This is a genomic window from Fictibacillus halophilus, assembly GCF_042680145.1.
Taxonomy (GTDB): Bacteria; Bacillota; Bacilli; order Bacillales; family Fictibacillaceae; genus Fictibacillus; species Fictibacillus halophilus_A.
The window spans coordinates 1,947,737-1,960,396 of the sequence record NZ_JBHTNQ010000001.1 but is presented as its reverse complement, the minus strand read 5'-3'; the positions used below and the strand labels follow the sequence as shown (position 1 = coordinate 1,960,396).

The window sequence follows — 12,660 nt, the reverse complement described above, 5'->3', positions numbered from 1 at the left end:
ATTGGCACAAAACTTGCAATAGTATAATTGGGAGTATATAAGTAGAAAGGAGATTACTTTTTTAAAAATGTAAGCGCTTTTAAGGATTCAGAACTTTTATTTAAGAAATGGGGGAAAGAAAATTGGACATTATTATTATTTTATTATCATTATTTTTCCTGATGTTTGTAGCTTATCGTGGTTTTAGTGTCATTTTATTTGCACCGATTGCTGCCTTGTTTGCTGTTTTGCTAACAGAACCAGGCCATGTACTTCCGTTTTTCTCAGGTGTATTTATGGAGAAAATGGTTGGCTTTATTAAGTTATACTTTCCGGTCTTCTTGCTGGGAGCAATATTTGGTAAAGTCGTCGAGATGTCTGGATTTGCAAAATCAATCACTCAGTTTGTAATCAAACTAATCGGACCGTCTCGTGCAATGCTGGCAATTGTACTGGTAGGAGCTATTCTTACTTATGGCGGGGTATCACTTTTCGTTGTGGCATTTGCACTTTATCCATTTGCTGCAGAATTATTTAAGCTTGCAGATATTCCTAAGAGGCTTATTCCCGGAACAATTGCACTTGGTGCCTTTACATTTACGATGGATGCTTTTCCAGGAAGTCCTCAGATTCAAAATATTATTCCGACATCATTTTTCGGAACAACCACGTGGGCTGCACCTTGGTTAGGATTTATAGGCGGTTTGTTTGTTTTTATTCTTGGGATGGTTTACTTAGAATGGAGACGAAGACAGGCAGCAGCTAAAGGTGAAGGGTATGGTACAGGCCATAGCAACGAACCTGAGAAACTCGAATCAGAGAAGCTCCCAAATGCTTTTATCGCGATCTTGCCTCTTATTTTAGTAGGTATTTTTAATAAATGGTTTACGGTTCTTATACCAAAATATTATGGTAAGACATTTGATTTCTCAGCAATTGGTATGAAAAATGTACCGGAGATCCAAATTCCAACACTTGCTGCTGTATGGGCTGTTGAAGGAGCTCTAGTTATTGGGATTATCACAGTACTGCTGTTTTCTTTTAAAAGAATCAAGAACAACTTTAACAAAGGAATCAATTTATCCATCGGCGGTGCACTGCTTGCTACTCTAAACACTGCGTCAGAATATGGGTTTGGCGGTGTTATCGCAGCACTCCCAGGTTTTACAGCTGTAAACAATGCTATGTCAAATACGATTAAAGACCCATTAGTAAACGAAGCTGTTACAACCACTACGCTAGCGGGTATTACAGGTTCAGCTTCAGGCGGTATGAGTATTGCACTGGCAACTATGAGTGAAACCTATGTCGAACAAGCAAACAAGCTTGGAATCGATACAGAAGTTCTTCACCGTGTTGCATCCATGGCGAGTGGCGGCATGGATACATTGCCTCACAACGGTGCAGTAATTACTCTTTTAGCGGTAACTGGTCTAACTCATAAGCAGGCGTATATCGATATCTTTGCAATGACTCTTATTAAAACAGCAGCTGTATTTGTTATCATCGGATTGTACTATATGTTCGGGATTGTATAAGTCATTCAAGTTAAGGAGCGGATATCTGTGGAATCGTTCGTACAAGATAAAGTTGTTTTTATTACAGGGGCAGCAAGCGGAATCGGGCTTGAGTTAGCTAAATCTTTTGCTGAGAACGGAGCAAAAGTTGTAATTAGTGATCTGAATGATGAGAAAGCAAAGGCTTCTGCGGATGAACTTAAAAATAAGGGGTTTGATTGTTTAGGCTTAGGCTGCAATGTAACAGATGAAGACAATTTGAAAAGTGCACTCGATGAAACTCTTCAGCACTATAATCGGATTGATGTATTGATCAATAATGCTGGACTGCAATATGTATCACCGCTAGAAGAGTTTCCGACTGAAAAATTTCAGCAGCTGATAAGTGTTATGCTTACAGCTCCATTTATGGCAACGAAGCACGTGTTCCCAATCATGAAAAAGCAAGGGTTCGGACGTATTATCAATATGGCATCTATAAATGGGCTAGTCGGATTTGCTGGAAAAGCAGCTTACAACAGTGCTAAACACGGCGTTATCGGTTTAACGAAAGTAGCTGCTTTAGAAGGGGCCGAATTCGGAATAACGGTAAATGCTGTTTGTCCTGGTTATGTAGATACTCCACTTGTTAGAGGCCAGCTTGAAGACCTTGCAAAAACACGTAAAGTGGAACTTGAAAAAGTTTTAGAAGAAGTCATCTATCCTTTAGTTCCTCAGAAACGCTTATTAGATGTACAGGAAATTGCTGATTATACGATTTTCCTCTCAAGTGAAAAAGCGAAAGGTGTTACTGGCCAAGCGATTGTAATTGATGGTGGTTATGTGGCACAATAATAGAAGTCTTTGAAAATACTTTTTCATTGACAAATACTATATTTGGTGTCAAAGTAAATGATACAAACCTATATATGGAGATTTCAGGTGCCGGCTTTAATCCGGCTTAAAAGGGAATTCGGTGAAATGCCGAAGCTGTCCCCGCAACTGTAATTGTGGACGAAATGGAACTGCCACTGTACAGATTAGCTATGAAAATGGCTGCTGTATGGGAAGGCCCAAAGTAGGATGAAGCATAAGCCAGTAGACCTGCCTGAATCTCTTGTTTTCTTTTCCTCGGGGATTGGGAGAAAGAACGGTATTTAACTCAAGCAATAGTCTTGTAAGTTTTCTATACGTTCCTTACCCCTCTTCCTGTATGAAGAGGGGTTTTTATATTTTACTAAGGAGTGAATCGTAAATGGAAAATACAGTAGCGAAATCTTCTCTCGGGGAATGGCTGCAAGATTGTGTTGCATCTTTTCCTGAACTTCAGGGAGAACTGTTTTTAAAAAGAGCTGAAGACTTAGAATTAAAAAATAACAATCGTTCTGCGCTATTCAGGCAGTTAATCATGGAGGCTTTAAATTGTTTAAGTATGGAGGAACCACAATGGACATTTGTAGCAGCACGCCTCTATTTAAAGCAGCTGTATGAAGAAGTGCAATTAAATAAAGGATCTGACGAGAAACCACCATATTCTAATTTATACGGACTTATTGAGCATTTAGTAGACCTGAAAATTTATAATGATACGATTCTCTCTTCTTATAGCGCTCAGGAAATTAAAGAAGCCGAGAAGTGTATTAAACCTGAAAAAGATGAACTTTTTACATATATCGGGTTAAAGACACTGGCTGACAGGTATCTCGCTAAAGGATTTAACCATGAGTTATATGAACTGCCGCAAGAACGCTGGATGGTGATTGCTCTTTTCTTAATGAAAGATGAGGATCGTAAACATCGGATGGAGCTTGTAAAAGAAGCTTATTGGGCACTTTCAAATCAGTACATGACTGTCGCTACTCCAACTTTAGCGAATGCAGGTAAAAGCTATGGACAGCTTAGTTCTTGTTTCATTGATACAATCGACGATAGTCTTCGCGGTATTTTTGATTCAAATACTGATGCGGCAACTGTATCAAAAGGAGGAGGAGGACTTGGGATTTACCTTGGCAAAATTCGTTCAAGAGGTTCTGATATAAGAGGGTTTAAAGGCAATTCTTCGGGAGTTATACCATGGATGAAACAATTGAACAATACAGCCGTTTCCGTAGATCAGCTTGGACAAAGGCAAGGGGCAATTGCAGTTTATCTGGATGTGTGGCATAAAGATATATTGGAATTTTTAGATGCAAAATTAAACAATGGCGATGAAAGAATGAGAACGCATGATCTTTTTACAGGAGTCTGTATTCCGGATTTATTTATGGAAAAAGTGGAAAAGCGTGATGACTGGTATTTATTTGACCCGCATGAAGTGAGACGTTTCAAAGGCTATTCACTGGAAGATTCCTATGATGAGCAAAAAGGAAAAGGCAGTTTCAGAGAAAGATATGCTGAGTGTTTAAACGATGAAAGAATATCAAAAAAATGTGTTCCTGCGATAGAAGTAATGAAAAGAATAATGAAGTCTCAGCTTGAAACGGGCACTCCATTTATGTTTTATCGTGATACGGTTAATAGATTTAATCCTAATCCGCATCAAGGGATGGTTTATGCATCTAATCTATGTACCGAAATTATGCAAAACATGTCTGCAACCACAGTTCAGTCAGAAGAAACGGAAGATGGAGAGATCATCATTCGAAAAACTCCGGGAGACTTTGTTGTCTGTAACCTATCATCTCTCTCGCTGGCAAAAGTAGTTGGAGATAATGTGTTGAAAAAAGTGATTGATATTCAAGTCAGAATGCTCGATAACGTAATTAACCTTAACTCCATAGATGTTCCGCAGGCAGTTCTTACGAATAAAAAATATAGAGCTATAGGTGTAGGGACGTTTGGCTGGCATCATCTTCTCGCTAAAGAGGGAATCAAATGGGAAAGTGAAGAAGCAGTCACTTTTGCAGACAAACTCTATGAAAAGATTAATTATTACGTTATAAGTGCGAGCAGTGATTTGGCGAAAGAAAAAGGTAAATACCCTGCTTTTGCAGGTTCGGATTGGCATTCTGGAGACTATTTTGCAAAAAGAAATTACGAAGCAGAAGAATGGCGTCATTTAAGAGAAAAAGTAAGAAGCCAAGGAATACGGAACGGTTATCTGATTGCGGTTGCACCAAATTCATCGACCTCAATCATTGCTAATTCAACGCCTAGTGTAGACCCGATCTTTAAAAAGTTTTATTCAGAAGAAAAGAAAAATTATAAAATACCTGTAACTGCTCCAGATCTGAACGCAGAGACTGCATGGTTCTATAAATCAGCTTTTCATATTGATCAAAGGTGGAGTATAGTACAGAATGCAGCTAGGCAGAGACATGTTGATCAGTCTATTTCATTTAACCTTTATGTAACTCACAACATAAAAGCGAAAGAACTGCTGGACCTTCATCTGCTTAGTTTTGAAAAAGGACTTAAAACAACTTATTACACAAGATCAACTTCAATTGAACTTGAAGGGTGTGAAAGCTGTGAAAGTTGAAGTGAACACAAAATTACAAGAGAGAAAAATATATGATACCAGTGCGCCAAATGCTTCTACAAGTGTTATTAATGGACATAGCTCCAACATCCTGAATTGGGACGACGTCCGTTTTCCGTGGGCTTATCCATTATATAAAAACATGCTGTCAAACTTTTGGACGCCATTTGAGATCAATATGTCCAGTGACAGTAAACAATATGTTAATCTATCTGAGAAAGAGCAGGATACATTTAATAAAATTATCGGACTGCTCGGTTTTTTAGACAGTGTACAAACTGATTATTCAAGCAGAGTTTCGGCTTATTTAACAGACTCGAGTCTTTCAGCGCTAATGGCAACCCTCTCTTTTCAAGAGGTTGTTCATAATCAATCGTATTCTTACGTATTATCATCACTAGTTCCAAAGTGGAAACAAGATGAAATCTTTGAATATTGGAAAACAGATCAAGTACTGCGTGAGAGAAATGATTTTATTGCAAAAGGTTATGAAGAATTTATAAAGAACCCTAACCCGGAAACTTTCATAAAATCTATTATTTATGATGTGATCTTAGAAGGATTAAATTTTTATTCTGGTTTCAGTTTCTTTTATAACTTAGCAAGAAATCAAAAGATGGTATCTACTTCAACGATGATCAATTATATAAACAGAGATGAACAGCTTCACGTGTACTTGTTTTGCAATATATTCAAGGCTGTACTTCAAGATTTTCCGGAAATTGATAATGAAGAACTGCATCAATTTGCAAAGGGAACGTTTAAAACGGCCGCAGAGCTGGAAATCAAATGGAGCAAATATATAATTGGTGATTCATTCGAAGGGATTAATAAAACAGACTTGGAAGACTATATCAAGTTTATGGCGAATAAAAGATTAAACGAACTAGGGTTTGAAAAATTATACCCCGAATATAAGAAAAACCCTCTTCCTTGGATTAAAGCATATTCAGATGTTAATTCAGGAAAAAGTGATTTTTTTGAACAGAAATCAAGACAATACACTAAAGTTTCTGACGAAAATGGATTTGATGAATTATAAAAAGCCGGATATTCATTCCGGCTTTTTTCTTTAAAGTCTTTTATAATGAACTGCATAAGAAAAATTACTTTAGTTCTTCCTTTACCTCGAATTGCTGATTAACTTTTTCGCATTCTTCGTGATATTTTTCATGTGTCCGCTGTATGACATGATCGAATACTTCATCCATTTCACTGCTTAAGATCTTAATTCCTTCTCCAGTAATACCACCTTTTACGCATACTTTTTGTATAAGTGTAGGGAGCGTATATACTTCTTTTTCAAGTAATTTACCCATTCCAATAATCATGTCGCTGGCTAGCTGAGTTGCTTGGGCTTTCGTTATGTCGGTTTGATTAACCGCACTATTAATAAAACATTGCAGCACGTAGCCGATAAAGGCAGGACCGCAGCTAGCAATATCAGAAGACACCCGAGTGATATTCTCATCTATAACTAAAGGGGTTGAAATGGAAGACATCAGATTAAGCAATTTTTCTCTGTAGTCAGGGTGGCAGCGGCTTCCAAACGAAATAAGAGATGATCCGGACAAGGCTCGATTATTTATGCTTGGAATGGCTCTTGCTATATTGCAGTCAAGAAGTTCTTCAAGCTGTTCACATGAAATAGGACTTGTAATAGATACAAGCAGCTGATGTTTTGAAATATAGTTTTTATTAGTTGAAAGCAAAGAATAAAATTCATGAGGTTTAACACAAATAAATACGATATCAGCGAACCGAAATACTTCTTCTGGTGTATTCCCTATCTTAATCTTTGGATAGGCATGCTGCAGCCTTTCCGCTTTGGACAGGGTGCGGTTAGTAACCATCAACCGTGATGGGGAAATGGCTGAAGATTCTATGAAAGAAGCAACGAGAACGCTTCCCATATTCCCGGTTCCGATAATTCCGATCTTCATACCTTAACCTCCTTCCTCTACCTTAAAATCTATGCGCTCAATGTTTTGTTTATGATTTTGTAACGTTCCACCTTCACAGAAAAAAGGAGTGGACTTTTATGATTCAGCTGAAAAAGCATATTAACTTGGTGCTCGGAGCTGGTTTATTACTTTTAATTTTGTTTGGAGTGTACATTTATAAAAATATAAACAGTCATACTGAGACGGTGAATTCACCCGACCAAATGCCTATGATTAAAGACGAAACAATTGAATCTGAAACTGAAAAAAATGAGAAAAAAGCTGATAACTCAGATCCTATTATGGTTGATGTTCAGGGAAGTGTTAAAAGACCTGGTGTGTATGAAATGAATAATGGTGATCGCGTGATAGACGTAATTAGAAAAGCGGGTGGTTTTTTAGAGGAAGCAGAAGCGCGATCCGTAAACCAGGCCGAGAAAATTGCTGATGAAATGATCATATATGTTGCAGCTAAAGGGGAAGAAATTCATCCATTATCTTCTAATATGGGAAATGATAAAGAAGATTTATTAAATATTAATTCTGCTGATCTATCTGAGCTGCAGACGCTTAGCGGCGTCGGCCCCTCTAAAGCTCAAAGTATCATTTCCTACCGTGAGGAATTTGGACCGTTCAATTCAATTGATCAGCTTTTAGAAGTTCGGGGAATTGGTGAAAAAACGATTGAAGATTGGAAAGATAAAATTAAATTCCGATAATGGTTTTTATTGACCCGCTTTTTTGCTGAGTCTACACTATACATTATAGAATAAGGAGGGGATAAGATTTGAAACGAATTTCCTGGAATGAATATTTTATGGCACAAAGCCAGCTGCTTGCTTTGCGCAGTACGTGTACCCGCTTAGCTGTAGGTGCTACGATTGTAAGAGATAAACGTATAATCGCAGGAGGCTATAACGGTTCAATATCTGGCGGCGTTCATTGTATAGATGAAGGATGTTATGTAATTGATGGGCATTGTGTAAGAACCATTCACGCTGAAATGAATGCACTCCTTCAATGTGCGAAGTTCGGCGTGCCGACTGATGGCGCTGAAATGTATGTTACACATTTTCCTTGTCTGCACTGCTGCAGATCAATAATCCAAAGTGGCATAAAAAAAATTTATTACGGTGAAGATTACAAAAATCATCCATATAGTATTGAACAATTTAAAGAAGCCGGAGTGACTGTTGAGAAAGTTGAAATGACTATCCCTCCATCAGCATTTATACCTAGCTGATTTATGAATCCAAGGCTTGCTGTTCTAAGTGCGCTCTTTGCTTTGACTGGTGTATGGCTTTCAAAAATGATATCGGTAACTGGGATCGTTCTAATTACTTTCCTGGTTATCGTAATCATCTTTCAGTTAAAAAGAAAAACAATTGTTGTTCTCATGTTTCTTCCGCTTTTCTTTTTGTATACCCAATGGTATGAACTGAAAAATACCTCCTTATTTCCTTTGCATACAACTAATTTTCAAGGCACAATTGAAACGATCCCAAAGATAAACGGCAAAATGATCTCTTTTCAATATAAAACCTCAGGAGAATTTCTGGTTGTACGATATAAAATGAACTCAGCTGCTGAAAAACATACTTTGGAAAAACTTAAAATCAGCATGCATTGTTTTCTTAATGGAACACTTAAAGAACCTGAACCACAATCTCATTATTATGGTATGAACTATCGCGAATATCTGCATAACAAAAACATTCATTGGATTCTTGAACCGTCTCAGGTTGATGCAGGCAGTTGTGTCACAGATAAAAAGGAAAGTTTAATTTCCAGAATAAAAATATGGAGAAGCAAAAGTATTAAACAATTAGAAGCTGACTTTTCTCAAAATACTGCAGGATTAATGAATGCTCTTGTTTTTGGATACCGTGAGAAGATTGAAACCGAGACACTGGAATCCTATCAGAAATTAGGACTGACACACCTTTTAGCAGTTTCAGGCTTTAACGTAGGCATCATCTCATATTTCTTATATTTATTTTTCGTAAGATTGGGAATTGTGAAAGAACTGGCTTATGTATTAATCGTCATTTTTCTCCCCATATACATAGTATTAACAGGCGGTGAAAGCTCAATAGTGCGGGCAGGAATTATGGGGATGCTGGCATTATGTTTTATAGTTTTTCGAAAAAAGATTAACCCAGCTGTGCTGTTGTCATTTGTTTGTATCACGATGCTGTCTTGGAATCCGTTGTACGCATTTGATCTTGGTTTTCAGCTTTCCTTCTTAATGACCTTCGTCTTGATAACATCAATTTCTTTGTTTAAAACCAAATCGAACACTCAATTGCTCATTATCACCTCTTTTATGTGCTCTCTATTTTCATTTCCTATCATTCTGTATCATTTTTTTGAATTCTCACTTTGGTCACTTCCAATTAACATACTATATATTCCTTTTGTATCTCTTGTTTTATTTCCTGTTTCTTTTTTTGTGTTCGGTGTCATTCATTTATTTCCTAGTGCTATATATTTGCTTAAATTTCCGGTTCAATTTCTTTTTGAGAGTTCTGCATCCATTTTAAAAATAGCCCAGAAATTCAACGGAACGCTTCTTTTAGGACGACCGTCTTTATGGCTTTTTTTATTCTATTTTTTAGCCATCCTTTATTTATTCTATGAATGGGAAAGAAATGATCGTCTTTATCTTCGCTTCTGTATACCTTTTATGTTTATCATATTGCTGCAAGCATGTATCCCATACCTGAATCCCTCTGCTAAAGTTTCCTTTATTAATGTTGGTCAAGGGGACAGCGTTCTGATTGAACTGCCTTTTCGGAAAGCGGTATATCTAATTGATACGGGAGGAGCAATCCCTTTTGAAAAAGAAAAATGGGAAGAACGTTATGAAGAATATGATGTTACAAAAAAAGCTGTTCTTCCATATTTAAAAGGAAGAGGGATTAGGAAGATAGATGGTTTGATATTAAGTCATGCTGATATGGATCATGCTGGCGGAACGGTATTTTTATTAAATAACTTTCCGGTTGAAACCATTTACCTGCCTAAGAATAATAATCTTAGCGAGCTCGAAGCGGAAATTATTGAATCAGGTAAACAAAAGGGAATTCATATGAAGTATTTGAGAAAGGGTATGCAGTGGGGCATTGGTAATTCTCGATTTATAGTTCTGCATCCGAGCGAAAAAAATACATCATCAAACAATAGATCTGTTGTTCTTTGGGTAAAGCTTTACGATACGTCGTTTTTATTAACAGGTGACATAGAAAAGGAAGCAGAACACGAAATCATTAATAATTTTTCGCAGCTAAAAGCTGACGTGTTGAAAGTTGCACATCATGGAAGCGGTACTTCTACAACGGAACAATTTTTAGAGCTTGCAGCGCCTGAATTTGCAGTCATAAGCTCTGGGAGAAATAACATTTATGGACATCCTGCAAAAGATGTTATTACCAGATTAAAAGAGAAAAAAGTGACTATTTACAGGACAGATAAAAACGGAGATATTATTTTTGAAGCTGCAAAAAGAGGTTTGAAGATAACTACAGTTCAATAAAAAAGAGCCGAATACGAGTATTTGGCTCTTTTTTATGTATTATGCAATAGCTTTAAGAATGACTCCGATGGCAAAAATAACTGTAAAAAATCCAAACGCTACAACAAAGCCAACTCCGGAATCTATAAGGTCGTTACGCTTGCTCTGTACATCTTTTTCGAAATGGTTCATGTGACAACCCTCCTAATCCATCCTTAGTATACGTTATCATTTTCAAAAAATCCATACTGAAAATGCTTTCTTTCACTCTTTTATCAAAAACATGCCAGGGTTGCTATTCGCTGTAACCAATAAAAATTTTGCGCATAGGATATCCTAATTAAAGCCGGCTCGTGAGCTGTAAAAGTTCAGGTGTTGGTGTTTATCATAAATGAAGGAACGGGCTTGTGCTCTGTTCCTTCTTTTGCTTGCAAAACACTTCTATTCACCATAGGATTAAAGGGAGGTGAAAAAGGTGCTTACAGTCGATGCATTGAAAAAAAACATAAAAAATAAAAACACATCTCCTATTTACTTAATATGGGGAACCGAACTTTACTTAGCTGAGGAAGCCATACAAGCGATTTCTTCCTTGTTGGCTCCAGATGAAAGAGACTTCAATCTAAGTATACATAATCTGGATGAAATTTCGGTGCAGGAGGTTATGGAAGACGCCGAGACGATGCCTTTTTTAGGTGACCGCCGGATTGTTGTCATGAAAAATGCTGCTTTTCTTACAGCGGCTAAAGATAAGGCTAAATTAGAACATGATTATAAAGTGTTCGAACAATACATACAAAATCCAGCAGAATATACAACGCTTGTGATCGTTGTCCCTTATGAAAAACTTGATGAACGAAAAAAAATAGTCAAACAATTAAAATCACAGGCTGAAATCATTCAAGTATCTCAATTAAGCAATGAGACTGCAGAAAAGTGGCTCTTTAAGGAAGCTCAATCCTTGAATGTTTCAATTGAAACGGATGCAATTGAACTTCTTCTTTCAAGATTGGGCACGAAAATGTCTGTTTTAGCAAAAGAAATTGAGAAAATGGCCTTGTTTGTCGGGGTGAACGGTAACATTACAAAAGAAACTGTGGATGAGCTAGTTGTTAGAACTTTAGAAGATGATGTTTTCGGGCTCGTGGATCACGTTGTACATAAACGTACAGAGCATGCGTTAAGAAGTTTTTATGATCTAATGAAACAAAATCAGGAACCTATTCAAATACATGCTTTAATTACGCGTCAGTTCCGAATAATCAATGGAGTGAAAGAGCTTCAAAAAAAGGGTTATGGAGAGAAGCAGATTGCTTCTGCACTCAAACTGCATCCATACGCAGTAAAATTAGCAGGTAAGCATGCCAGTCAATTTGATGAAAGATTTTTAAGAAATTGCCTCGATGATTTTGCAGAAACAGATTATAAGATGAAAACAGGACAAATGGATAAGACACTGCTGTTAGAAATGGAAATTATCAAACTCTCACAAGCGCAAAAAACCAGCTCCCTCGTGTAAGGGGGCTGGTTTTTTGTACTTAATATAAAATAAAAGGCTCTTTTCTAAAAGGTTGTTGCTATTAATTATTTTGTTACTTTTCCTCATTGATAAGTTGATTGGAGCGCAAGGTGCGAGACTCCTTCGGGACAAGCGGTCAGGTGAGACCCCGCAGGCTCATGAGCCGAGGAGGCTCACCGCCTGCCCCGCGGAAAGCGAGCATCCTGGAGCGGAAATCAACCACTTACAAAAACATCAAAGGTTTCGAAAAAAAGCCAAATAAAAAAACGACCTATTGGTGTAAGGCCGTTTTTCAGGTTTCATCCTTAAATTTATGCGTTAACACCGTTTAAAGCCTTCGCTAGACGAGACTTTTGGCGAGAAGCTGCATTTTTGTGGATAAGTCCTTTGTTTGCTGCTTTGTCAATCTTCTTAGAAGCAGTAACAAATGCCGCTTGAGCACCTTCTGCATTGTTTGAAGCTGCAAGTGCTTCAAAGTTTTTGATCGCAGTACGCATGCCAGACTTTAGTGAAGCGTTGTGAGCACGACGCTTTTCGTTTGTTTTTACACGTTTAATCGCTGATTTAATATTAGCCAATCCATTCACCTCCCTAAATGAACCATGATGCAACAAAATTGCTATCCGTTGCAAAAAATAGGACACAAAGTATTCTATCAAAATCGTGATTTAAATGCAATACAAGAATGAAAAGGAACAGTTGCGGCAAAAATAAGAGAAAAGGACGGT

General features: G+C 37.4%; 11 protein-coding genes and 1 riboswitch. Of the genes, 8 read left to right on the top strand and 3 right to left on the bottom strand.

The window, feature by feature from the left end:
- Positions 1 to 122: 122 nt before the first annotated feature.
- The 4 genes from ACFQ4X_RS10155 to ACFQ4X_RS10140 all read left to right on the top strand — a co-directional run bounded on the left by ACFQ4X_RS10155 (position 123) and on the right by ACFQ4X_RS10140 (position 5,998).
- Positions 123 to 1,517 carry a GntP family permease gene (locus tag ACFQ4X_RS10155; protein WP_379834871.1) on the top strand — a complete coding sequence of 465 codons (1,395 nt, stop codon included), beginning with the start codon at positions 123 to 125 and terminating at the stop codon, positions 1,515 to 1,517.
- A 27-nt stretch (positions 1,518 to 1,544) separates the two neighbouring features.
- On the top strand, positions 1,545 to 2,330 hold the full coding sequence (locus tag ACFQ4X_RS10150; protein ID WP_379834870.1) for a 3-hydroxybutyrate dehydrogenase: 786 nt from the start codon (positions 1,545 to 1,547) through the stop codon (positions 2,328 to 2,330).
- 69 nt (positions 2,331 to 2,399) lie between these two features.
- Positions 2,400 to 2,601: riboswitch (cobalamin riboswitch) on the top strand.
- A 129-nt stretch (positions 2,602 to 2,730) separates the two neighbouring features.
- The gene (locus tag ACFQ4X_RS10145; RefSeq protein WP_379834868.1) at positions 2,731 to 4,956 is read left to right on the top strand and encodes a ribonucleoside-diphosphate reductase subunit alpha; all 2,226 of its coding nucleotides are present in this window, start codon (positions 2,731 to 2,733) and stop codon (positions 4,954 to 4,956) included.
- On the top strand, positions 4,946 to 5,998 hold the full coding sequence (locus ACFQ4X_RS10140) for a ribonucleotide-diphosphate reductase subunit beta (RefSeq protein ID WP_379834866.1): 1,053 nt from the start codon (positions 4,946 to 4,948) through the stop codon (positions 5,996 to 5,998). Before ACFQ4X_RS10145 ends, ACFQ4X_RS10140 begins: the two co-directional genes overlap by 11 nt.
- 64 nt (positions 5,999 to 6,062) lie before the next feature.
- Here the strand turns inward: ACFQ4X_RS10140 and comER are convergent, their stop codons facing one another.
- Positions 6,063 to 6,899, bottom strand: coding sequence for a late competence protein ComER (gene comER, locus ACFQ4X_RS10135; RefSeq protein ID WP_379834865.1), 837 nt, complete (start codon positions 6,897 to 6,899; stop codon positions 6,063 to 6,065).
- Between the two features lie 98 nt (positions 6,900 to 6,997).
- Between comER and ACFQ4X_RS10130 the strand changes: the two genes are divergently transcribed.
- The 3 genes from ACFQ4X_RS10130 (at position 6,998) to ACFQ4X_RS10120 (ending at position 10,434) form a co-directional block, all read left to right on the top strand.
- Positions 6,998 to 7,618, top strand: coding sequence for a helix-hairpin-helix domain-containing protein (locus ACFQ4X_RS10130; RefSeq protein ID WP_379834863.1), 621 nt, complete (start codon positions 6,998 to 7,000; stop codon positions 7,616 to 7,618).
- Between the two features lie 68 nt (positions 7,619 to 7,686).
- Entirely contained in the window at positions 7,687 to 8,142 is a 456-nt protein-coding gene (locus ACFQ4X_RS10125) for a ComE operon protein 2 (RefSeq protein ID WP_066291133.1), read from the top strand.
- Between the two features lie 3 nt (positions 8,143 to 8,145).
- Positions 8,146 to 10,434, top strand: coding sequence for a DNA internalization-related competence protein ComEC/Rec2 (locus ACFQ4X_RS10120; RefSeq protein WP_379834861.1), 2,289 nt, complete (start codon positions 8,146 to 8,148; stop codon positions 10,432 to 10,434).
- A 39-nt stretch (positions 10,435 to 10,473) separates the two neighbouring features.
- On the opposite strand, the gene ACFQ4X_RS10115 is transcribed toward ACFQ4X_RS10120, so the two are convergent.
- Positions 10,474 to 10,605 (bottom strand): YqzM family protein, encoded by a 132-nt coding sequence (locus tag ACFQ4X_RS10115; protein ID WP_379834860.1) that lies wholly within the window; start codon positions 10,603 to 10,605, stop codon positions 10,474 to 10,476.
- Positions 10,606 to 10,888: 283 nt separating this feature from the next.
- Between ACFQ4X_RS10115 and holA the strand changes: the two genes are divergently transcribed.
- The gene (holA, locus tag ACFQ4X_RS10110) at positions 10,889 to 11,932 is read left to right on the top strand and encodes a DNA polymerase III subunit delta (protein WP_379834858.1); all 1,044 of its coding nucleotides are present in this window, start codon (positions 10,889 to 10,891) and stop codon (positions 11,930 to 11,932) included.
- Positions 11,933 to 12,243: 311 nt separating this feature from the next.
- On the opposite strand, the gene rpsT is transcribed toward holA, so the two are convergent.
- Complete coding sequence (gene rpsT / locus ACFQ4X_RS10105) at positions 12,244 to 12,510, bottom strand: 30S ribosomal protein S20 (RefSeq protein WP_066291124.1); 267 nt, start codon at positions 12,508 to 12,510, stop codon at positions 12,244 to 12,246.
- Positions 12,511 to 12,660 lie beyond the last annotated feature (150 nt).